The sequence below is a fragment of the Kribbella qitaiheensis genome (assembly GCF_014217565.1).
Taxonomy (GTDB): Bacteria; Actinomycetota; Actinomycetes; order Propionibacteriales; family Kribbellaceae; genus Kribbella; species Kribbella qitaiheensis_A.
Map to the genome: position 1 here is coordinate 3,205,111 of NZ_CP043661.1, position 22,076 is coordinate 3,227,186.

Annotated in this window: 16 protein-coding genes; 5 read left to right on the forward strand and 11 right to left on the reverse strand. The window is 68.2% G+C overall.

The annotated features are described in order from the left end of the window. The first annotated feature begins 41 nt into the window (after positions 1-41). Genes F1D05_RS38855 through F1D05_RS14745 form a run of 3 tightly spaced genes read left to right on the forward strand, consistent with a single transcriptional unit; the run spans position 42 to position 5,828 of the window. Positions 42-4,466 (forward strand): HSP90 family protein, encoded by a 4,425-nt coding sequence (locus F1D05_RS38855; RefSeq protein WP_206686216.1) that lies wholly within the window; start codon positions 42-44, stop codon positions 4,464-4,466. A 46-nt stretch (positions 4,467-4,512) separates the two neighbouring features. Further along, complete coding sequence (locus F1D05_RS14740) at positions 4,513-5,061, forward strand: RNA polymerase sigma factor (RefSeq protein WP_185448228.1); 549 nt, start codon at positions 4,513-4,515, stop codon at positions 5,059-5,061. Then, on the forward strand, positions 5,058-5,828 hold the full coding sequence (locus F1D05_RS14745; RefSeq protein ID WP_185448229.1) for a hypothetical protein: 771 nt from the start codon (positions 5,058-5,060) through the stop codon (positions 5,826-5,828). Before F1D05_RS14740 ends, F1D05_RS14745 begins: the two co-directional genes overlap by 4 nt. Before the next feature lie 81 nt (positions 5,829-5,909). Here the strand turns inward: F1D05_RS14745 and guaA are convergent, their stop codons facing one another. The 8 genes from guaA to F1D05_RS14785 form a co-directional block, all read right to left on the reverse strand. After that, positions 5,910-7,472, reverse strand: a complete 1,563-nt coding sequence (gene guaA / locus F1D05_RS14750; protein WP_206686217.1) for a glutamine-hydrolyzing GMP synthase — start codon at positions 7,470-7,472, stop codon at positions 5,910-5,912. A gap of 58 nt (positions 7,473-7,530) precedes the next feature. Continuing rightward, complete coding sequence (locus F1D05_RS14755) at positions 7,531-8,727, reverse strand: cytochrome P450 (protein ID WP_206686218.1); 1,197 nt, start codon at positions 8,725-8,727, stop codon at positions 7,531-7,533. Between the two features lie 57 nt (positions 8,728-8,784). Further along, positions 8,785-9,447 carry a dethiobiotin synthase gene (gene bioD / locus F1D05_RS14760; RefSeq protein ID WP_185448230.1) on the reverse strand — a complete coding sequence of 221 codons (663 nt, stop codon included), beginning with the start codon at positions 9,445-9,447 and terminating at the stop codon, positions 8,785-8,787. After that, on the reverse strand, positions 9,444-10,778 hold the full coding sequence (locus tag F1D05_RS14765) for an 8-amino-7-oxononanoate synthase (RefSeq protein WP_281388946.1): 1,335 nt from the start codon (positions 10,776-10,778) through the stop codon (positions 9,444-9,446). The genes bioD and F1D05_RS14765 overlap by 4 nt, the downstream gene beginning before the upstream one ends. Further along, positions 10,778-12,064: an adenosylmethionine--8-amino-7-oxononanoate transaminase gene (bioA, locus tag F1D05_RS14770; RefSeq protein WP_185448231.1), complete on the reverse strand. Its 1,287-nt coding sequence runs from the start codon at positions 12,062-12,064 to the stop codon at positions 10,778-10,780. The genes F1D05_RS14765 and bioA overlap by 1 nt, the downstream gene beginning before the upstream one ends. 184 nt (positions 12,065-12,248) lie before the next feature. Continuing rightward, positions 12,249-13,244: a biotin synthase BioB gene (gene bioB, locus F1D05_RS14775; protein WP_185448232.1), complete on the reverse strand. Its 996-nt coding sequence runs from the start codon at positions 13,242-13,244 to the stop codon at positions 12,249-12,251. 614 nt (positions 13,245-13,858) lie between these two features. Continuing rightward, positions 13,859-15,562, reverse strand: a complete 1,704-nt coding sequence (locus tag F1D05_RS14780) for a GMC oxidoreductase (RefSeq protein ID WP_185448233.1) — start codon at positions 15,560-15,562, stop codon at positions 13,859-13,861. Between the two features lie 20 nt (positions 15,563-15,582). Beyond that, the gene (locus F1D05_RS14785; RefSeq protein ID WP_185448234.1) at positions 15,583-17,175 is read right to left on the reverse strand and encodes a succinic semialdehyde dehydrogenase; all 1,593 of its coding nucleotides are present in this window, start codon (positions 17,173-17,175) and stop codon (positions 15,583-15,585) included. A gap of 138 nt (positions 17,176-17,313) precedes the next feature. Here F1D05_RS14785 and F1D05_RS14790 point away from each other — a divergent pair, with 138 nt between their 5' ends. Both F1D05_RS14790 and F1D05_RS14795 read left to right on the forward strand, forming a co-directional pair. Beyond that, entirely contained in the window at positions 17,314-18,759 is a 1,446-nt protein-coding gene (locus F1D05_RS14790; protein WP_246486702.1) for a tetratricopeptide repeat protein, read from the forward strand. A 45-nt stretch (positions 18,760-18,804) separates the two neighbouring features. Beyond that, entirely contained in the window at positions 18,805-19,722 is a 918-nt protein-coding gene (locus F1D05_RS14795; RefSeq protein ID WP_185448235.1) for a TIGR03086 family metal-binding protein, read from the forward strand. On the opposite strand, the gene F1D05_RS14800 is transcribed toward F1D05_RS14795, so the two are convergent. From F1D05_RS14800 to F1D05_RS14810, 3 genes are all read right to left on the reverse strand, one after another. Next, entirely contained in the window at positions 19,719-20,117 is a 399-nt protein-coding gene (locus F1D05_RS14800; protein WP_185448236.1) for a hypothetical protein, read from the reverse strand. The two genes, F1D05_RS14795 and F1D05_RS14800, sit on opposite strands and share 4 nt — an antisense overlap. A 94-nt stretch (positions 20,118-20,211) precedes the next feature. Continuing rightward, a complete protein-coding gene (locus F1D05_RS14805; RefSeq protein WP_185448237.1) occupies positions 20,212-20,940 on the reverse strand; it encodes an alpha/beta hydrolase family protein in 729 nt (242 codons plus the stop codon). Next, the gene (locus tag F1D05_RS14810) at positions 20,937-22,043 is read right to left on the reverse strand and encodes a GuaB3 family IMP dehydrogenase-related protein (RefSeq protein WP_185448238.1); all 1,107 of its coding nucleotides are present in this window, start codon (positions 22,041-22,043) and stop codon (positions 20,937-20,939) included. The genes F1D05_RS14805 and F1D05_RS14810 overlap by 4 nt, the downstream gene beginning before the upstream one ends. Positions 22,044-22,076: the final 33 nt, after the last annotated feature.

A 22,076-nucleotide genomic window follows, 5' to 3' on the forward strand; every position in this document is an offset into this window, starting at 1 on the left:
GCGTAGCGTGTGGCGCCCGGGGGTGGGACGAGAGGCTGGGCATGGGGAGCGAGAACTTTCAGGTCGATCTGCACGGGATCGTCGATCTGCTGAGCAATCACCTGTACAGCAGTCCGCGGGTCTATCTGCGGGAGCTGTTGCAGAACGCTGTGGACGCGATCACCGCGCGCCGGACGCGAGAGCCGGACGCGCCGGCGCGGATCGACGTACGGACCGGTGCTGATCGGCTGAGTATCACCGACACCGGGATCGGGCTCGGGCCCGACGAGGTGCGGGAGTTGCTGGCGACGATCGGGCGGAGTTCGAAACGGGACGAGATCGGCTTCGCGCGGACCGAGTTCCTCGGCCAGTTCGGCATCGGGCTGCTGTCGGCCTTCATGGTCTCCGACGAGATCGAAGTACTGACACAGCCCACCGGCGGCCCGGCCACGCGCTGGGTCGGTACTGCGGACGGGCGATACTCCATCACCGAGGCGGGCCCGGCCGGAGAAACCGGTACGACGGTGACGCTCAACGCGCGTCGCGGTGCCGAGCAGTGGTTCAAGCAGGCCACCGTAATCGAGCTGATCAAGCTCTTCGGTGCTTTGCTTCCGCTCGAGATCCGCGTGGACGGCGAGCAGGTCACCGAGGGCAAGGCGCCTTGGGAGAGCACCGGCGCGACCCAACGGGCCGAGCTCGTCGGCTATGCGCAGGACAAGCTCGGCTTCACTCCTTTCGACGTGATTCAGCTCAACAGTCCCGGCGCCGGGCTCACCGGGGTCGCCTTCGTGCTGCCCTTCCCCGCGAACCCGGCCGAGCGCGCCACCCATCGCGTCTACCTCAAGCGCATGCTGCTGGCCGAAGGTGTCGAAGGCCTCTTGCCGGACTGGGCGTTCTTCGTCCGGGCCGTGATCGACACCTCCGAGCTCCGCCCGACCGCGAGCCGCGAGGCGCTCTTCGACGACGGTCAACTCGAGGCGACCAGGGAGGCACTCGGAGCCCAGCTGCGAGGCTGGCTGGTCCGCCTCGGCAGTACGGATCCGCAGAAGCTGGACCGCTTCCTCGGCATCCACCAGCTCGGTGTGAAGGCGCTCGCGCTGCACGACGACGAGATGCTCCGGCTGGTCCATCGCTGGCTGAGGTTCGAGACGAACCACGGCCGGATGACCTCCGCCGAATTGCACGAGCGGCATGACGAAATCCGGTATGTCGCGACGATCGAGGAGTTCCGTCAACTGGCCGCTGTCGCCGCGGCGCAGCAACTCACCGTGGTGAACGGCGGCTATACGTACGACACCGAGTTGCTCGAACGCCTGCCCGAGGTGGTTCCCGGGCTGGCAGTCAGCCGATTCGACGCGACCGAGCTGAGCACCAGCTTCGACAGTCTGGATCCGGAGACCGAGTTCGCGCTGAGGCCCTTCGTGCAGCTCGCCCAGGAGGCGCTCGACGCGGTCGGCTGCGAGGTCGTCGTCCGCGCGTTCGACCCGGCCCGGGCTACCCGCGATCTATCTCGTCGACCGGTCCGCTCAGTTCGCTGCCGAGCTGCGATCCACCAAAAGCAAGGCCGACGCGCTCTGGTCAGAGGTCCTCGGCGCGCTCGACACCCACGACGACAGCCGCCCGCAACTCGTGCTGAACCACCGAAGCCCGCTCGTACGCCGGATGGTCGGGCTCGCGGATCCCGAGCTCGCCCGGCTCGCGGTCGAAGGCCTCTACGGGCACGCCCTGATGCTCGGCTACCACCCGATCAGCCCGGCGGACTCCGCCTTGGTGAACCGATCGTTCCTCGGCCTGCTGGACCAGGCTGTCCCAACCCAGGAGGACTCGAGATGAGCGACGACGAGCTGATCGAACGACTCAACAGCGCCATGAGTACGCCGTACGGGAAAGCTCGTTCGGCCTTGCTGGAAGACGTCGTACGCCGGGCGGACGCGTCGACCGATGAGGACCTGGCCTTCTATGCACGGCTCACCCTCGTCACTGCGTACGTGATGGGCGGCGAGCCGCGGAAGATGCTGGTGCCGTTCGCGCGGTGCGTGACCGACTGGGATGCGGACCCGGCGAAGTACCAGCGGCATGCGCACACGTTCCTGTGGTGCTTCAAATACACGCCCAACACCTTGGCGAAGTTCCCCGAGGTCTCGCTCGACCAGACCTACGCGGTGCTGGACGACATGGATCGAAGGTGGCGCGCGGGCGGGCACAGTCCGCAGGTCGTGCATCACTACCGCTGGCTCGTCGCGAACCACATCGGTGACGAGACGACCGCGGCCGAGCAGTTCAGGCTGTGGTCGACCGCGCCGCGGGACGACCTCTCGGACTGCATCGGCTGTGACCCCACGGCGAAGGCGCGGCATCTGATCGAGACCGGGCAGCCGGCCGAGGCGCTGGCGCTGGCCGTCGGCGTGCTGGACGGGCAGCTGACCTGCAACGAGCAGCCGCAGCAACTGCTGACCACCCTGCTGCCCGCATATGTTGCTGAAGGCATGCATTCCGAGGCTGCCGACGCACATCGCCGGGCCTATCGGGCACTGCGCGGTAACCCGGGCGAGCTGGAGACGTACGCCGAGCACGTCCTGTTCTGCGCTCGCACCGGCAACGAGGCCCGCGCTGTCGAGCTGATCGAACGTCATCTGCCCGAGCTGTCGGACCCGCCCAGCCCATTCGCCGAGATGCGCTTCGCCGCCGCGGCCGCCCTTGCTCTGAGCCGGGTCGACCTGATGATCCGCCGCCCTCAGGAGGCCGAGATCGCCTCGGCAGACCTGTCGGCACAGTTCGCCGCCCGGGCGTTGGAGTTGGCCGGGCAGTTCGACGTACGGAACGGCACCGGCCACCAGACCGCCTCGATCCGTTCGATCCTCGACGCCGAGCCGTGGCTGGAGTACTTGCCGCTGTCCGAGACCGCCAGGCGTGCCTACGCGCGCAGCCAGGTCCAGGCACCGGCGCGCGCGGAAGAAGTTGCCGTAGGCCCTGATCCGGTCGGGACCGGCTGGCTGGACAAGGCCGAGGAGGACTGGCAGAACGATCGCCGTGAGCAGGCGATCGCGGCCTGGGAGGCGTTCGAGCGTGAGGTGCCGGCGGACGAGCGGACCAAGCTCGACCAGGCGCGTCTGCTCGACGGCCGCGGCCTGGCCGCGATGGGTCAGGACGAGCAGGCTCTCGATGCCTGGCGCGAGGCGCTCGCCCTGTACGCCGAGCTCGGTGAGGAGGTCCGGATGCTTCGCGACCGTGGCCGGATCGCCAGGGTGCTGTCCGAACTGGGCCGGATCGAGGAGAGCCTGGCAACGGGCGAAGAGCCGCTGCGCCGGCTGATCGACACCGACGAGCCGCGTCGCCAGAACGGCTGGCGGTATTCGCTCGCGACCATCCTCGCGCAGGCCGGCCGGGCCGAAGAAGCCCAGCAGGAGTTGACGATTCTCCGCACCAGCCCGAGCACCGAGGGCGAGCTGCGAGCTGCCGCGGGGATCCTGCAATGCAACCTGCTGATCCAGTCGGAGCAGCTCGACGAGGCCGAGGAAGCCGCGACCGCTGGTCTCGCGACCACGCACGACCTGCCGCGGTCGTTCGCCTACCGTCAGCGCGGCTGGATCAAGATCGCCAAGGACCGTCCGGACGAGGCCGTCGCCGATCTGGAGGAAGCGGTCGCGCTGGCCATCGGCGTCCCCGGTGCCGAAGTACATGTCGCGATCTGCCGCGTCGAACTCGCCCGCGCGTACCTGTTCACGGGCCGTCCGCTGGAGTCCGCCGAGACCGGCGAAGAGGCACTGCCCGTACTGCGTGATCCCGAGCTCGCGAGTCTCCAAGCCGACGTACGCGGCGTACTGGTTGACGCCTATCGAGCTCTGGGTGAGCTGGAGCCGGCCCTTGCGCAGGTCCGGGCGCTGCTGGCCGACGTACCGGCCGACGCGCACCCGGCCTGGCTCGGCAGGACCCGGCAGGACGAGGGGTTGCTGCTCGAACGGCTGGATCGGGACAAGGAAGCCATCGACGTGTTCCTGGTCGCGGCCGAGCATTTCGAGACGGCCGAGCTGCCGATCGAGTTCGTCCAGGCGATCCGCCTCGGTGCCCAGTCGGCTCGGTATGCCGGGGAGTTCGACCTCGTCGGTCAACTGCTCGGCCGGGCCCGGCAGGTGCTCGATCCGCTCCCCTCCGCCGATGAGGCCGTGTTGTTCCAGCTGGCCGGCGTCGATTGGGACCTGGGGATGCTGAAGCTGCAGCAGGGCGATATCGCGGCGGCGGTCGAGCAGGCACGGAGCGCCGCGGCGTACTACGAACACGGTGGTTTCGAGGTTCAGTTGACCAGCGCCCGGCTGCTGATCGCCGAACACGGCACTACCGACGAGGTCATGCTGCAGGAGATCTTCGCGAGTCTTCCGACTGGCGACGACGCCTGGTATCGGGCCGGCTGGTTGCTGGTCGACCGTCTCCGCACTCTCGGCCGCCCGGTCGACGCCGACGCTCTGGAGACCCGGCTTCAGGCGACATAGCTGACGTTGGCGACACACTTGGGCTCATGCCGGACAGGTGCGGGTCATGACGAATCCTTCACGCGCTCCGGACCGCGAGACTCGGTTCAGCGCGCTCTATCAGGCGGCGTACGCGGACCTGGTTCGATTTGCCCAGCGCCGCGTGCAGGGCCATGCCGAGGACGTCGTCGCTGAGGCGTTCCTGGTCGCCTGGCGGCGGATGGACGAGGTACCGGAGCAGCTCGTGGACGCCCGCGCGTGGCTCTTCGGCGTCGCCCGGCACGCCATCATGAACACCCAGCGCGGAGCCGAACGCCGCCGCGCGCTCGCCGTACGGCTGGCTACCGCACCCTCCGTATCGGCCGGCGGCGACGCGGATCTCGTTGCCCAGCAGGTCGATCTCGCGAAGGCGTGGGACCGGCTGTCGGCCGTGCATCAGGAGGCGCTCGCCCTTGTAGTACTCGACGATCTCGCGGCGCCGCAAGCCGCGGTCGTCCTCGGGATCTCCCCCGTCGCGTTCCGGCTGCGCCTCAGCCGAGCCCGCCGCGCGCTCCGGATGCACCTCGACCACCGCCCAGACTCCACGCTCGCCCCGGCCGAAAGGCAGTCCTCATGACACTGACCGACTTCGACGTACTCCGGACGCTGGATCCGGCTACCACCGAGATCGACCCGTTCGGGCCACGCGCCCGCGCGGATCTCGAACGCATCCTCGCGACCGACCCGGCGCTGCCCGCCATCCTGCCGCGGAGGAACCGCCGGCGGGCTGTCGCTTTGGCGGTCGGGGCTGTGGCTGCCGCGACTGTCGCTGCTCTTGTACTGCCGTCCACTCTCGGCGGCGACAAGGCCTTCGCCACCTGGGTAGCAGCGCCCACCGGCTTGTCGGCCTCGGAAAGCGCCAAGGCCGCCTCTTCCTGCCGCGACGCACGGAAGTCCTCTGGGAACGCTGCTCAGCTGAAGGCCGCTACCACCGCGATCTCGGAGCAGCGCGGCGCGTGGACGCTCGTGGTCCTTGCCGGCCAGAACGGCTTCTCCGCCCTCTGCATCACGGACGAGTCGACGCCGCTGTTCAAGTCCAACATCGGCTCGATCGGGTCGGCGTCGGACGCCGACCAGCCGGGCAACCGCAGGCTGTCCGCCACCGTCCTCGGCGCCGGCTCGATCGACGGCAATCAACTCTCGATCGCCGCCGGCGCCGCCGGATCGGACGTCGCCGCAGTCACCTACGCCAGCGCAACCCATGGCGTGGTCACCGCCACCGTCTCCGGCGGCCAGTTCGCGCTTTGGTTCCCCGGCAACGAACTCGAATCCCGCTCCCACAACACACCCGTCCGGGTCACCTACCGCGACGGCACCACCGCCACCGTCGTACTGACCCTGTAAACAACTGAAGCCCAGGACGCCAACAGCATCCTGGGCTTCACGGGTCTCAGACCTCGGTGTCGTCGCTGCGTGGGAAGGGAATCACTCCCACTCGATGGTGCCTGGGGGCTTGCTGGTGATGTCTACGGTTACGCGGTTGATCTCGTCGACCTCGTTGGTGATGCGGGTGGAGATCTTCTCCAGCACCTCGTACGGGAGACGCGCCCAGTCGGCGGTCATCGCGTCTTCGCTGGTGACCGGCCGCAGTACGACCGGGTGACCGTACGTACGCCCATCCCCCTGCACGCCGACCGAGCGGACATCGGCAAGGAGGACGACCGGGAACTGCCAGATGTCGCGGTCGAGACCGGCAGCGGTCAGCTCCGTCCGGGCGATCAGGTCGGCCGCGCGAAGAATCTCCAGCCGGTCCTTGGTGACCTCGCCGATGATCCGGATCGACAGCCCAGGCCCCGGGAACGGATGCCGGTAGACCAGCGTCTCCGGCAGTCCGAGCGCGATGCCGAGCTCCCGCACCTCGTCCTTGAACAGCGTCCGCAGCGGCTCGATCAGCGAGAACTGCAGGTCATCCGGCAGCCCACCCACGTTGTGATGTGACTTGATGTTCGCCGTACCGGTCCCGCCACCGGACTCGACCACATCTGGATAAAGCGTCCCCTGGACCAAGAACTCGATGTGCCGGTCCGCGTCCAGCTTCCGCGCGGTCGCCTCGAAGGTCCGAATGAACTCCCGCCCGACGATCTTCCGCTTCTGCTCCGGATCCGTCACCCCGGCCAGTGCTCCCAGGAACTGATCCTCAGCGTCGACAACCTCAAGCCGAGTCCCGGTAGCGGCGACGAAGTCCTTCTCGATCTGGTCCGACTCACCTGACCGCTGCAGCCCATGGTCGACGTACACACAAGTCAGCTGGTCACCGATCGCCCTGCTCACCAGAGCCGCCGCGACCGCGGAGTCGACACCACCGGACAGCGCGCACAGCACCTGCTTGTCGCCGACCTGCTGGCGGATCAGCTCGACCTGTTCGTCGACCACGTTCGTCGTCGTCCAGTCACCGCTGCAGCCCGCGATGTCGTACAGGAAGTGCTCCAGCACGGCCTGACCAGCCTGCGAGTGCAGCACCTCCGGGTGCCACTGCACCCCCGCCAGCTTGCTCTCCAGGTTCTCGAACGCCGCCACCGGTGCTCCCGAGGAAGCAGCCAGTACTGCGAACCCGGCCGGCGGCGCATGGACTGCGTCGCCGTGGGACATCCACACGTTCAGGTCCGCGGGAATGCCGGCGAGCAGCGTGCCCGCGTCGCTCACCGTGACCGGCGTACGGCCGAACTCGCGCAGTCCCGTACGGCGTACGTCGCCGCCCAGCGTCTGCGCCATCGCCTGGAACCCGTAGCAGATCCCGAATGCGGGAACCCCGGCCTCGAACAGTGCGGAATCCACCCGCGGCGCGCCCTCGGCGTACACGGACTGCGGTCCGCCGGACAGGATGATCGCCTTCGGCTGCCGGGCCAGCATCTCCTCGACGGCCATCGAGGACGGCACGATCTCGGAGTACACCTTCGCCTCGCGCACCCGCCGCGCGATCAACTGCGCGTACTGCGCCCCGAAGTCGACGACCAGAACCAGCTCATGTGGTGCAATTTCCTGGGTCACCCACAAAGGGTATCGGTGCAGCTCAGCAAGGCTGTAATCCACTCCAGCCGGTCCGGATTCAGGCCCGAGTCACCAGCAGCCGGGCCGGGGCTCGGAAGGACAGCAGGTCGATCATCGGCGGCTCTGCCTCAACAGCCCGTACTCCGTCCAGCAGCGCCCCGGCGCATTCCAGCGCGACCCGCGTCTCGAGCCGGGCCAGGCCGGCACCCAGGCAGCGGTGAATCCCCAACCCGAAGGCGAGATCGGCAGGACCCCCATGCCCGGTCAACCCGAGCAGAACCGGCGCACCCGCAGGCAGGTCCACCCCACCGATGGAGACGGGCCCGGCGGTGACGCGGCGCCAGGCCGGGACGGAGGAGGACTCCCCCAGGACTTGCTCCACAAGAGCCGCGGAGTCGCTCAATACCGACCGAGCGTCGGCGGAATCGCCCGGATCGGCCGAATCACGCGGAACAGCCGGATCGGACGGATCGGCCCGGTCGGCCCGGTCGGCCCGGTCGGCCCGGTCGGCCCGGTCGGCCCGGTCGGCCCGGTCGGCCCGGTCGGCCGTGATGGTGCGGTGGAAGGCGGTCGAGATGAGCTGAGTCGTGGTCTCCTGGCCGGCGATCAGCAGGAAGTACGCGACCGCGCACACCTCCTCATCGCTCAACCCCAGCTCGACCAGCACCCCGAACAAGTCGTCCCCGGCCAACCGCCGAGCCTCGCTGACCCGCTTCCGCAACCAGGCGTAGAACTCAGCCGCACTATGTGCAAGCTCCAACTGCCGATCCTCATCAGGCCACCCCCAGAACAACTCCAACGACTCCCGGCTCCACGCCTTCAACGCCGGTACGTCGACATCGCGCAGCCGGAGCAGGTCGAGCAACACCAGCGCGGGTGGCTCCGCGGCGACCGCCTCGACCAGGTCAACCACACCCAAGGCCTGCAATTGAGCCTCAGCAGCAACCACCCGCTCAACCACCAACCGGCGCGCCAGCGGCTCTACCGCCACAACCCTCGCCGGACTGAAGAACCGCGCCACCGCCGCCCGGATCGGCCGATGCGTTGCCCCCGCGTTGTTCGCCAGCGTCGGCGGCAACGCGAACCCGACCCCCTGCAACACCCGCAACGCCTTCACGCTCAACGCGCTGTGCGCCACCACCGCGTTGTCCGGCCGAAACACCTCCGGATCCAGCAACACGTCCCTGACCTCAGCCGGATCGTCGACCACCCACATCCCCAGCTCGTCGTCATACCGAGCAGGACATCCAGTCACGGCCGGAGTGTAGATCGAGACTGACTGAACCAGTGTTTCAGGCTAGAGAACATTGTTTCAGCTGAACCAACTGGGCGCCGTCGCGGTGAAAGCGTCGCGAGACAACGAGCCGACGCCTTCCGGGATGCGGCCGATGATCGGTACACCGGTTGTGGTCGGGAGGTCTTCGAGGTTGCACTGTTCGGCGAGATCGGGCTCGGTGGGCCAGGAGCCGATGATCAGGCCGGCGATCGGGAGGGCTCGGGCGCGGAGAGCCTCGACCGTAAGGCCGGTGTGGTTGAGGGTGCCTAGGCCGGAGCGGGTGACGAGGACGAAGGCGAAGGGGATGTCGAGGCGGGCGGCGAGATCGGCGAGGTCGTTGCCGTCGTCATCCAGGCCGACCAGGAGGCCGCCGGCGCCTTCGACCAGGACCAGGTCGTGATCGGCGGCCAGGTCTTCGATTGTTTTTGCGTGGGTGTCGACCGACGGCAGCGCGACGCCTTGACGGCGGCCTGCTGTGGTGGGGGCCAGGGGGTCCAGGAGGCGGATGCCTTCGTGGAGGTCTGTGAGGCCGGTGAGGCGGCGGATGTCGTCGAGGTCGCCTGGCTCGTCGGCAGTTACGCCTGTCTGTGCTGGCTTCACCACTGCTACGGATCCTGGGGCGGTGGCTGCCAGGGCGGCGGTAGCGATGGTCTTGCCCACGCCGGTGTCGGTGCCGGTGACGAAGAGGACTTTGGTCATGAGACTTCCTGGATTGCGGTGGTGATTACCTTGCAGGCGTGGTCCAGGTCTTCTGGAGAGAGGCCGGCGTGGGCGGTCAGGCGGAGGCGGGAGATGCCGTCGGGGACCGAGGGTGGGCGGAAGCTGCCTACTCGTACGCCGTTCTCCAGGCACAGCTCAGCGGCTTGGACTGCTTCACGGGGGCCGGGCATGGGGACCGAGACCACCGCGCCGGCTGACGGATCTACTCCACAGACCGACGCTAGGCGGGCGGCTGTGGCGTGGATGGCATCGGGGCGGGATGGGTCGTCCGCGAGGACGCGGAGGGCGGCGAGGGCGGCGGCGCAGGCGGCTGGGTTGAGGCCTGTGTCGAAGATGAAGGGGCGGGCTCGGTTGACGAGGTGCTCCCGTAGTACGGATGGGCCTAGGACTACGCCGCCTTGGCTGGCTAGGGATTTTGAGAGGGTCATGGTGACGATGACGTGGTCCTGGCCCGCTAGGCCGGCGGCGTGGACAGAGCCGTGGCCGTTGCCGGTGACACCTAATCCGTGGGCCTCGTCGACTAGGAGGACAGCTCCGTGCTCGATCGCGACTGCGGACAAGGCGTCTAGCGGTGCGGCGTCGCCTAGGACGCTGTAGACGGATTCGACCAGGACGACAGCGTGAGGTTCTTTGCGTTCGGCGAGGGCTTTGGTGATTGCCTCGAGATCGTTGTGAGGGACGACTTCTACGCGGGAGCGGGACAGGCGGCAGGCGTCGACGATCGAAGCGTGAACGTGCTCGTCCGAGACGAGGAGGGTGCCGGGGCCGCCGAGTGCTGTGACGGCTCCGAGGTTGGCGAGGTAGCCGGAGGAGAAGACGAGACCGGACTCCTGGCCGGCGTACAAAGCCAGCTCCGATTCCAGTTCCGCGTGGAGCGTCGTCGTACCGGTGACCAGGCGGGAAGCCGTCGCGCTCGCGCCCCACTCCCGTACTGCGGCAACCGCCGCCTCCACCACCCGCGGATCACGAGCCAGCCCGAGATAGTCGTTGCTCGCAAGGTCGATCAGTACTTCGCTGGAAGGTCGCGCCCGCAGTCGCCGGGTGAGTCCCCGGGACTCCAAGGCCGCCGCCTTGGGCGCCAACCACTCCGCGAGCAAGCCCGCCTCCGGCGCCGCCGATTTCCCGGGCAACCGTTCCTCCGGCGCAGCCGATTCCCCGGGCAACCGTTCCTCCGGCGCCGCCGATTCCCCGGGCAACCGTTCCTCCGGCGCCGCCGATTTCCCGGGCAACCGTTCCTCCGGCGCCGCCGATTCCCCGGGCGACCGTCCCGCCGACCCGGTCTGCTCCCCCGCCGGCCGCTCGGCCGCCATCAGTTGCCTTCGGCAATTGCGTCGGTGATGGCCGTGCCGATGGTGGCGATCTCTTCGTCGGTGCAGACGTACGGCGGCATCGTGTAGACGAGGTCGCGGAAGGGGCGGACCCAGACGCCGCGGCGCAGTACGGCCTCTGTCATGCGTTTCATGTCTACCGGGCCGGCCAGTTGGACGACGCCGACCGCGCCCAGTACTCGCACGTCCTTGACTCCGGGCAATGAGGCCGCGGGGGTCAGACTTGCGGTGAGAGCCGTGGAGATGCGGGCGATCTCGGCCGACCAGTCCTGGGCGAGTAGGAGGTCGATGCTTGCCAGGGCGACCGCGCAGGCCAAGGGGTTCGCCATGAAGGTGGGGCCGTGCATCAAGGCTCCGCCTGGCCCGCTCGAGACGGTGTGGGCGACATCCGTCGTACAGAGGGTGGCTGCCATTGAGAGGTAGCCGCCGGTGAGTGCCTTGCCGATGCAGAGGATGTCTGGGTCGATGCCGGCATGCGACGAGGCGAAGAGCGTTCCTGTGCGGCCGAATCCGGTGGCGATCTCGTCGAAGATGAGGAGGAAGCCGTGCTCGTCGGCCAGTTCGCGCAGCAGCTTGAGGCAGGCCGGGCTGTACGGGTACATCCCGCCGGCGCCTTGCAGGATCGGCTCGACGATGATCGCCGCGACCTGATCCTTGTACTGCGCAGCGACCTCCCGCATCGCCGCGGCCCACGCGAGGAACTCCGGGTCGTCGTCCGGGCGGTCGAAACCAGAAGGCGGCTGCGGACCGAAGACCTGTTCCTTCAGCGCGCCGGTGAAGAGTGAGTGCATCCCGTTCACCGGGTCGCAGACGCTCATCGGCGCGAACGTGTCGCCGTGGTACCCGCCGCGAACGGTCAGCATCCGGGTCCGGCCAAGCCGGCCGCGCGCGCCCTGGTACTGCAGGGCTAGCTTGATCGCGACCTCGACCGAGACCGAGCCGGAGTCGCTGAAGAAGACATGCTGCAGCGATGAAGGGGTGATCTCGACCAGCCGCGAAGCCAGCCGGATCGCCGGCTCGTGCGTCAGGCCGCCGAACATCACATGACTGAAATCGTCGACCTGCGCCTTCAAAGCCGCGTCCAGCACCGGGTTGCGGTAGCCGTGGATCATGCACCACCACGAAGACATCGCATCGATGACCTCGATCGTGCCGCCGTTCCCGTCGTCCAGTTGCAGCCGTACGCCGGACGCACCGCGGACCAGGTGCATCGGCGACGGCTCACTCAGCGACGAGTACGGATGCCAGAGCAGCTCGGAATCCGTCATGGCGAAGACAACTCCCCATGTGCTGAGCAGCGGGCTGTCCAGCCCATGGGGTGCACCTGAACGATCATCCGGCGGCGGCACTGGTCGCAGTACCGGGGTGGTTCGAGTGCGAGGGCCTGGCGGCACGCGTCGTGCCCGCCCTCGTCGGTCTCGCGGCCGCAGTGGCCGCAGTAGAGCACTGTGGTCATAGCGTCTTCTGGAGTTCCTTCACCGGCATCTTCAGGTCGGCCAGCAGATCCAGGTCCGCGGTCGCCGGACGGCCGAGGGTGGTCAGGTAGTTGCCGACGATGACCGCGTTGATCCCGCCGAGCAGGCCCTCGCGGGTGCCGAGGTCGCCCAGGGTCAGCTCACGGCCACCGGCGTACCGCAGCACGGTCTTCGGCATTGCCAGCCGGAACGCGGCGATCGTCCGCAGCGCGTCCTTGCCGGCCATGATCTCCATGTCGCCGAAGGGCGTCCCCGGCCGCGGGTTGAGGAAGTTCAGCGGCACCTCGTGCGGCTCCAGCTCGGCCAGCTGCGCGGCCAGCTCGGCGCGCTGCTCCAGCGACTCGCCCATCCCGACCAGGCCGCCGCAGCACAGCTCCATCCCGGACTCGCGGATCATCAGGCAGGTGTCCCAGCGCTCCTCGAAGGAGTGCGTGGTGACCACGTCGCCGAAGTACGAGCGGGCGGACTCGAGGTTGTGGTTGTAGCGGTGCACCCCCATCGCCTTGAGCTCGTCGACCTGCTCCTGGGTCAGCATCCCGAGCGAGCAGGCGATGTTGATGTCGACCTCGGCGTTGATCGCCTCGATGCCGGCCTTCACCTGCGACATCAGCCGGGCATCCGGGCCACGGACGGCGGCGACGATGCAGAACTCGGTCGCACCGGTCTTCGCGGTCTCCTTGGCGGCCTCGACCAGCTCGGGGATGTTCAGCCAGACCGCCCGGACCGGCGAGGTGAACTGGCCTGACTGGGAGCAGAAGTGGCAGTCCTCGGGGCAGCCGCCGGTCTTCAGCGAGATGATGCCCTCCACCTCGACCTCTTCACCGCACCACTTCACCCGTACTTCGTGCGCCAGCGCCAGCAGGTCGTCCAGTTGCTCGTCCGGCGATCGCAGGACCTCGACCAGCTGCTCCTGGGAGAGGCCGACGCCTCTTTCCAGTACCTGCTCACGAGCCACCTCGAGGATGTCGGTCATGGTTCTCCTGCCTCATCGAACGGTCGGCCCACAGTAAGGCAGCACAGCCGGTTCGCACTGCGAGGGGCGTCACGTGGAACACCCGTCCCGGAAGTGCCTCAGCGAAGTTCCGAGGAAAAGTTTTCTGCAACCTCGTAACCCCGTGTGAGTGGCCTCGTTGATGTGTGCAGAGGCGGTGATCGCAAGAACACAGCCTCTGATTACGAGGAGCGACTGAAATGTCGCACATTAAGATCAGCACGCAGAGTGATTACGGTCACCGTGAGCAGGTCAAAATGGCTCGAATCGGTAGTAGAGTGAGGCACATGAGCTCGGGTCGCCAGCTGTGGCTGGTGACCCGATCCCAAAGCGCCGGGCGCCTCACCCCGGCATGAGTGGGTCCCTCGGGAAACGATTTGGGCGGAAACGTTCCCGAGGGACCTGCTCCCTTTTCTGCGGTAATTACCCTCAACCTGACCAAGGTTGAGGGTTTTTCATTTCCTCAGTTGTGTCTTTCAGTCCCATGGCTCCCACTGTTTACGGAGCATTGTTGTCATAGCGTCACGGTTTCGTCACAGCCTGCTCCTCGGCCCAGAACTCCCGGAGCACGCAGGCGAGCTCAGAGATGTGAGGGTCTAGCCAGGATCTGAGGCCGAGCGGATCTCGACGATCGGCAGCCGAAGGGCGGCCGGGGCATCCGCGGGCACCACCGGGTTGGCCGGTGTGACCGGCGCCACCCGCTGGTACTCCGATCCGACGGCTGGCCGGGCATCGTCCGAGCCTTTGTTCGGCCAGAACGCCAACGCCCGCTCTGCCTGGGCCGTGATCGTCAGGGACGGGTTGACCCCCAGGTTGGCCGAGATCGTCGAACCGTCCACGATGTGCAGGCCCTCGTACCCGTAGACCCGCTGATACGGATCGACCACGCCGGTCGCGGCCGAGTCGCCGATCGCGCAACCGCCGATGAAGTGCGCGGTCATCGGCACGTTGAACGGCTCGCCGATGGTGCCGCCCGGCGTACCGTTCATCAGCTTCGCCATCCGCCGGACCACCTCGTTGGCGACCGGGATCCAGGACGGGTTCGGGGCGCCGTGGCCCTGCTTGGACGTCAGCTTCCAGCGGCCGAAACGGTCCCGCTTGCCGAAGGTGGTGATCGAGTTGTCCGCGGTCTGCATCACCAGCGCGATCACGGTCCGCTCGGACCAGTGCTTCAGGTCGTACAGCCGGCGCAGGTTCTTCCGCTGCACGGCCAGCTCCCGCAGCCAGACCCGCCAGCGCGGCTTGTCCCCGTCACCGTCGGTCAGCACGGTCTGCAGCAGCGACATCACGTTGCTGCCCTTGCCGTACCGGACCGGCTCGATGTGGGTGATCTCGTCCGGGTGGAACGACGAGGTGATCGCGACCCCGCGGCTGTAGTCCACGGTCCGGTCCCTGGAGATTGCCCCTAGCAACGATTCGGAGTTCGTCCGGGTCAGCACCCCGAGGCGCTCGGACAGCTTCGGCAGCTTGCCCTCGTCCTTCAGGCGGTGCAGGAGCTTGGCCGTGCCGAGGGCGGAGGCGGCGAAGATCACTTGCTGGGCGGTGAATCTGCGCGTTACCTTGCGATTCGACGTACGCCGGGTCTCGATCGCGTACCCGCCGTCCGGGAGCGGCTCGACCGACGTCACCGTGGTCATCGGGTACACCTCGGCACCGGCCTTCTCGGCCAGGTACAGGTAGTTCTTGGTCAGCGTGTTCTTCGCGTTGTGCCGGCAGCCGGTCATGCACTCGCCACAGTCGATACAGCCCGTACGCCGGGGGCCCGCGCCACCGAAGAACGGGTCGTCCACCTCGACGCCCGGCTCACCGAAGAACACCCCGACCGGGGTCGGGTGGAACGTGTCCCCCACCCCCATGTCGTCGGCGACCTGCTTCATCACCTCGTCGGCCGGGGTGAAGTGCGGGTAGGTGGTGACACCGAGCATCCGCTTCGCCTGGTCGTAGTACGGCGCGAGCTCGGACTTCCAGTCGGTGATGTGCGCCCAGGCCTTGTCGGCGTAGAACGCGGGCAGCGGCTCGTACAGGGTGTTCGCGTAGACGAGGCTGCCGCCGCCGACGCCGGCTCCGGACAGGATGATCACGTCGCGGAGCGCGCTGATCCGCTGGATGCCGTACATCCCGAGCGTCGGCGCGAACAGGAACCGCCTGGTGTCCCACGAGTTCTTCGCGTAGGTCTGGTCCTCGAACCGCGGCCCGGCCTCCAGCACCCCGACGTCGTAGCCCTTCTCCACCAGCCGGAGCGCGCTGACGGAGCCGCCGAAACCGGATCCGATGATGACGACGTCGTGGTCAAAGCTCATATGTGATCCCTCGTTGTGGGTCAGGCCCGGCCGAGCTTCTTCAGTATCCGCAGCGCCCCGGTCATCAGTTCGGCGTACGCCTCGTCCTTGATCCCGTGCGAGGCGGCGATCGGCACCAGCCGCTGCGTCGCGATCGCCTGCGGGTCGACGTACCGGCGGATGCCCTCGACGCCTTGACGGCGGCCGACGCCGGACGAGCGCATCCCGCCCATCGGGGTGTCGATCGAGCCGAAGGTGGCGGCGTAGCCCTCGTTCACGTTGACCGAGCCGGCCACCAGTTGGGCGGCGACCTTCCGGCCACGCCGGCCGTCCTTGGTCCAGACGCTCGCGTTCAGCCCGTACTCGCCTTCGTTGGCGCGCTCGATCGCCTCGGCCTCGTCGGAGAACCGGTAGATCGACACCACCGGCCCGAAGGTCTCGTGGTCGAAGCACTCCATCTCGGGCGTCACGCCGGACAGCACGGTCGGCTCGTAGAACAACGGCCCGATCTCCGGCCGCGCCTTACCGCCGGCCAGTACTACGGCCCCGCGCGTCCTGGCGTCCTCGACGTGCCGGCTGACCGTGTCCAGCTGGGCCTTGGAGATGAGCGAGCCCATGTCCACGTCCCAGCCGGTGCCGGCCGAGAGCTTGATCTTCTTCACCCGGTCCAGGAAGGCGGTGACGAAGGCGTCGTAGATCTGATCGGCGACGTACAGACGTTCCATCGAGACGCAGAGCTGACCAGCGCTGGAGAAGCAGGCCCGGACGGCGCCTTCGGCAGCACGATGGACGTCGGCGTCGCGGAGTACGAGCATCGGGTTCTTGCCGCCGAGCTCGAGGCTGCAGCCGATCAGGCGTTCGCCGGCCTGCTTGGCGACCAGCCGGCCGGTCTTGGTGGAGCCGGTGAAGCAGATGTAGTCGGTGTTCTGGATGATCGCGCCGCCGACGGTCGGGCCGTCACCGTTCACCGCCTGCCAGACGTCGCGCGGCAGACCGGCCTCGTACAGCAGCTCGATCGCGCGCAATGCGGTCAGTGGGGTCTGGCTGTCGGGCTTGTGGACAACGGTGTTCCCGGCGAGGACCGCGGGGATACCGTCCGCCATCGCCATGCTGAGCGGGTAGTTCCAGGGAGAGATGATGCCGACGACGCCCTTGGGCACAAACCGCTGCTCGGCGCGGGTGAGCACGGGGAACATGCCCAGCTTGCGCTGCGGCGCCAGCAGCTCGGCGGCCTTGCGCCCGTAGTACCGGGCGGTCAGCGCGACGTGCGCGACCTCCTCAAAGGCCTGCTTGCGAGCCTTGCCGGACTCCACGATGACCAGGTCGACCAGCTCGTGCCGGTGATCCAGGACGAGGTCGTGATAGCGCAGCAGGATCGCGGCGCGGTCGTCCAGCGAGGTGTTCTTCCAGCTCCGCTGGGTGCGACGCGCCGACCGTACTGCGGCGATCACGTCGTCGGGACTGGACAGCGGCAGCTCGGCAACCGGTTGCCCGGTGGCGGGTGCATAGGAGGTGCGCGTTCCTGCCGTCGCGTGCAACAGACCGCCCAGCCGACGGATGACCGACTGGTCGGTCGCGTACGACGCGGTGGGGTCGAGCTCGGGGTCAGCAGGGATCGACGTCTGCTCGCTCATCTGTCCAGGCTACCTGCCGGTAACAGCTGTGTCAGTAGTTGATAACGCCAACGGATACAGATGTCGCGGAGGTGAGGAAGTTCGGTGCGGTAAACGCTAGTGTGAGCGACTGAACAGGTGAAGGGCGGGGTTGTAAAGATGGTGGACAGCGGGGGGCTTTGGACGCCTCCTGAGGACGAGCTCGGCGAGGCGTTGCAGACAGCCCAGGTGCTGATCGAGGAAGGCCGTGCCGACGAGGCCGGGCCGTACCAGCAACGCGTGATCGAGCTTGCCAGAGAACGAGCAGGCGATCGCCCGGACCACTACGAGGCCAAGCATCTGATGGCGGCCACGCAGTACGAGCTGGCGGGGTCGCTGAATGCTTCGGGCCGGCACGAGGAAGCGCTTGCCGCCCTGCACGAGGCACAGCTCGGCTACACCGAGCTCAGCGATGCCGGCGTCCTGGACGCCACATCGTTCCTGGCCGACGTCCGTGCCCGGCGCGCGATGACCCAGGCACATCGTGGGTACGGCGCGACCGCGGTGCTGGAGATGGACGGCGCGGTGATCGCGTACGGCCAACTGGTCGGCGGTGAGGAAGGCATCCAGCATCAGCCCGACTTCGCCCGGGTGCTGGCGATGAACGCGCTCATCCTGCGCAGGTACGGCGATCCCGACCTGGCCGTGGCTTCCGCGGACGCGGCGACCCAGTTGTTCCTGCAACTGGCCGACCAGATCAACGCGAACCCCCAGTCACTGTCGTACGCGCGTTACCTGTGCTCCTCGACGGCCGTGTCCGCCGACGTGCACGCGGCCGAGGGCCGGCTCGATCTCGCGCTCGAAGCCGACGAGATCGGCCTGACCACGGCCGACACGCTCGCCGACTCCGAGTCCGCGACCGACCTGCGGACCCTGGTGTCCGCGCTGACTCGTAAGGGCAAACACCTCGGCATCGTCGGCCGGGTGATCGAAGGCGAGACCTGCCTTCGGACCGCGGTCGCGACCGACCCCGAGACGGCCGCCCGGGTCTCCGAGGAGCTGGATCGCGGCATCCCGCCGTCGCTGACGACCGCCTTGGAAAACGCCGAGATCAAGCTCGGCCCCTACGAGCAGTACTACCGGCTGATGGCATTGAGCGAGCCCGCGCCCGGGATGACGCTGGCGACCGTGTCCGGCCGGACCGACCCCGAGTCGGCCGCGGTCCGGGCGACCGAGCTGGCCGAGCTGGTCCGCCCGATGATGCCGTACGACAGCGAGACCGCGCTGACGCTGGGTCTGGAGGCGCACTACCTGTTCGCGATCTCGTCCGAGCGCGAGTCGCACCGGATGCGGTACGAGACGAGTACCTACGCACCGATCTGGGCGCAGGTGCTGCTCGACATCTCCGAGGCGTACCACGCGGCCGGGCAGACCGAGATGGCGCTGGACCTGGCCGGCTGGAGCGCCGAGGTGGCGACCGCGCTGATGCCGTTCACGATGACGAACGGCGAGGTGAAGGACCTCGCCGGCGCCTGCTACCGCCACCACGGCGACCTGCTCGCCGCGACCGGCGACTTCACCGCCTCCCAGCACGCCCACGACGCGGCCCAGCAACTGCAGCATTGACGCCCCCTCACCAGCGGGAGCACGCTGGCGCTAAGGGGGTTGATCATGGACGTTGTCGAGTTTCATCGTCGCGCCAGCGAGGATTTCGTTCGCCTGGTGGCGTTGGTAGGGCCGGATCAGTGGGGTGATCCGACGCCTTGTTCGGAGTGGGACGTGCGGGAGCTGGTCAACCACGTCGTCGGCGAGGAGCTCTGGACCGTGCCGTTGCTGGCCGGCCGGACCATCGAGGACATCGGCGACTCCCTCGACGGCGACCTGCTCGGCGACGACCCGGCATCGGCCGCGTCCCACGCCGCCCGCGCCGCCCAGAACTCCGTCACCGAGCCTGTACTACGAGGCGCCACCGTCCAGCTCTCGTACGGCGAGGAGCAGGCGGCCGAGTACGTGTACCAACTGGCCGCCGATCATCTAGTGCACGGCTGGGATCTGGCCGTCTCGATCGGCGCTCCGGCACACCTGGATCCGGAGGTCGTGGACGGGATCGCGACCTGGTTCAAGGATCGGGAGGACCTCTACCGAGGCGGCGGCGCGATCGGCGCCCGGCTCGAAGGATTCTCCGACCCGACCGCGTCGCTGCTGGGCGCCTTCGGCCGGGACCCGGGATGGACTCCGGCGCACGCGGCGGTGGGGCGGCTCGGTGCGGCGTTCGGACTGGGAGATGTCGACGCGATCATGGCCGAAATGACCTCGGACTGCGTCTTCGAGTCGACCTCACCCGCACCGGACGGGACCCTTGTGGTCGGGGCCGAGGCCGTCCGCGAGCAGTGGCAGCAGCTGTTCGGCCAGACGGACGGCGCCCTCTTCGAGACCGAGGAGTCGGTCGTCCTGGGCGACCGCGCGATCGTCCGCTGGCGGTTCTCCTGGAACGAAGCCGACGGACAGCGCGGTCACGTTCGCGGAGTCGACGTACTGCGCCTGCGCGACGGCAAAGTCGCGGAGAAGCTCTCCTACGTGAAGGGCTAGTTGTCCTGCAGGTCGAGGTTGAGGGCGCCGACGAAGAGGCCGGCCTCGGCTTCGGTCATGCCCGTTTCGCTGACCACCATGGCGGTTGCCTGGTGCAGTTCACCGGCTGCCTTCAGGGCCCGGGTCCGCTCGGCGAGGTTGGCGCCGGGCATCCGTAGTACGGGGGTGTCGCTGATCGGCGGCACATAGCGGCCGAGGCGGATCTCCTCGACCAGGTCGCGCGCCTGGTGGAGGTCGATCTCGGTGCGTTCCTTCACGTACTTCACCGCGAAGAGAGTCTTCTTGGTGGTGAGCAGGAAGCGGATCTGATCCACGTCCTCGGCGGAGAGCTGCGCCCGCGCGGCGGAGAGGGCAACGTTATCGGCGTCCTTGCTGCGGCGGCTGAACAGTCCCATGGCTCAATCCTTCCAGAACCACCCAACCGACACCGCCGCCACGCAAAGTGCCCCACCTCACAATCACCCTGCGGTTGGCAGGACGGCGGGTTTGTCAGCCGGCCAGGACCTCGAGGAGAACCGGCCACGCCCGGGCACCGAAGGCGCGGTCGGCCTGGTCCGATCCACCGCGCGCCATCGCCTGCCCACCGGTCTTCGGCTCCTCCCCCGGAAACACGAACCGGTGCCCGGCCTGGGCACCTATCATCGCCCGGGTCTCCAGACTGCCGCGCCGCAAGGCGATCTGCTCGGCGAACTCCACCGACGGCCACACCTTGTCGTCGCCGCCGGCCATCAGCAGCAGGTCTCCCTTGAACCGCTCGGCCGGGATCCGGGCCGCCGCGGCCTCGGCGGGGAACATCTTCAGGTGGTGCCGGTAACCGTCGACATAGCTCGGCGGATCGTCGGTCGGCCGCCACCCGGTGTCGAACGGAACGAACGGCAACGGCTCGCCCTGCCAGCTCCAATGTGAGGTCTGCACGCCGTTCTCGCTCCAGGCCCAGACGTGGGCGGCCGGCGCGAACCCGACCACCACCTCGATCCGGTCGTCCACCGTGCCGAGCAGCAGGGCTGCCTCGGCACCGAAGGAGCTGCCCATCACGACCAGCCGGTCGTTGCGGGCCGCGAGCTCGTCGAGCGGGAAGGACTCCAGCGGGATCTCGCTGACCCGCTCGTCGAACCACTTCGGCGCGAGGACGTCGTACCCCTCGGCCTGCAGGATCCTGGCGCGATCCAGATCCGGGATGCCGCTCGAACCGTGCAGCAGCAGGATCCCGGTGCTCACCCGACGACGACCTCGACCCGCTGGAACTCCTTGAGCTCCGTGTAGCCGGTGGTCGCCATCGCCCGCTTCAGCGCGCCGACCAGGTTCATCGTGCCGTCCGGGACCCAGGACGGGCCGAACAGGATCTCCTCCATCGTGCCGGTGACGCCGACCTCGACCCGCTCACCACGGGGCAGGTCCGCGTGCCAGGCCTCGGCGCCCCAGTGGAAGCCACCGCCCGGGGCATCGCTCGCCCGGGCCAGCGGGGAGCCGACCATCACGGCGTCCGCGCCACAGGCGATCGCCTTGGCCACGTCGCCCGACCGGCCGACCGAGCCGTCGGCGATGACGTGCACGTATCGCCCGCCGGACTCGTCCATGTAGTCCCTGCGGGCCGCCGCGACATCCGCAACCGCCGACGCCATCGGCACCGCGACACCGAGCACCTTGCGAGTCGTGTGCGCCGCGCCACCGCCGAAGCCGACCAGTACGCCGGCGGCGCCCGTCCGCATCAGGTGCAGTGCGGCCTGGTGGGTCGCGCAGCCGCCGACGATGACGGGGACGTCGAGGTCGTAGATGAACTGCTTGAGGTTGAGCGGCTCCGCCTGGCCCGAGACGTGCTCGGCCGAGACCGTCGTACCGCGGATGACGAACAGGTCGACGCCCGCGTCCACGACGTGCTTGGCGAACTGCTTGGTCCGCTGCGGCGACAACGCGCCGGCCACGGTCACCCCGGAATCGCGGATCTCCTGCACCCGCTGGGAGATCAGCTCGGGCTTGATCGGCGCCGAGTAGATCTCCTGCAGCCGGTGCACGGCCTGCTCCCGGCTGAGGCTGGTGATCTCCGCCAGCAGCGAGGTCGGGTCGTCGAAGCGGGTCCAGAGACCTTCGAGGTTCAGCACGCCGAGGCCGCCGGCCTTGCCGATCGCGATCGCGGTGGCCGGTGACATCACCGAGTCCATCGGCGCGGCCAGGATCGGCAGCTCGAACCGGTACGCGTCGATCTGCCAGGCGACCGAGACCTCCTCGGGGTCCCTGGTCCGCCGTGACGGCACGATCGCGATGTCGTCGAACGCGTAAGCCTGCCGACCCCGCTTGGCGCGGCCGATCTCGATCTCGGTCATAAGGTCAGCCTACCGATCGGAACATCCGCCGAC

Excerpts from the sequence above, each read along its gene's own strand:
- F1D05_RS14800 (WP_185448236.1), bottom strand. The coding sequence starts at position 20,117 with ATGGGACTGTTCAGCCGCCGCAGCAAGGACGCCGATAACGTTGCCCTC.
- F1D05_RS14745 (WP_185448229.1), top strand. The coding sequence starts at position 5,058 with ATGACACTGACCGACTTCGACGTACTCCGGACGCTGGATCCGGCTACC.
- F1D05_RS14780 (WP_185448233.1), bottom strand. The coding sequence starts at position 15,562 with ATGAGCTTTGACCACGACGTCGTCATCATCGGATCCGGTTTCGGCGGC.
- F1D05_RS38855 (WP_206686216.1), top strand. The coding sequence starts at position 42 with ATGGGGAGCGAGAACTTTCAGGTCGATCTGCACGGGATCGTCGATCTG.
- bioB (WP_185448232.1), bottom strand. The coding sequence starts at position 13,244 with ATGACCGACATCCTCGAGGTGGCTCGTGAGCAGGTACTGGAAAGAGGC.
- F1D05_RS14810 (WP_185448238.1), bottom strand. The coding sequence starts at position 22,043 with ATGACCGAGATCGAGATCGGCCGCGCCAAGCGGGGTCGGCAGGCTTAC.
- F1D05_RS14795 (WP_185448235.1), top strand. The coding sequence starts at position 18,805 with ATGGACGTTGTCGAGTTTCATCGTCGCGCCAGCGAGGATTTCGTTCGC.
- bioA (WP_185448231.1), bottom strand. The coding sequence starts at position 12,064 with ATGACGGATTCCGAGCTGCTCTGGCATCCGTACTCGTCGCTGAGTGAG.
- F1D05_RS14740 (WP_185448228.1), top strand. The coding sequence starts at position 4,513 with ATGACGAATCCTTCACGCGCTCCGGACCGCGAGACTCGGTTCAGCGCG.
- F1D05_RS14765 (WP_281388946.1), bottom strand. The coding sequence starts at position 10,778 with ATGGCGGCCGAGCGGCCGGCGGGGGAGCAGACCGGGTCGGCGGGACGG.
- F1D05_RS14785 (WP_185448234.1), bottom strand. The coding sequence starts at position 17,175 with ATGAGCGAGCAGACGTCGATCCCTGCTGACCCCGAGCTCGACCCCACC.
- bioD (WP_185448230.1), bottom strand. The coding sequence starts at position 9,447 with ATGACCAAAGTCCTCTTCGTCACCGGCACCGACACCGGCGTGGGCAAG.
- F1D05_RS14790 (WP_246486702.1), top strand. The coding sequence starts at position 17,314 with ATGGTGGACAGCGGGGGGCTTTGGACGCCTCCTGAGGACGAGCTCGGC.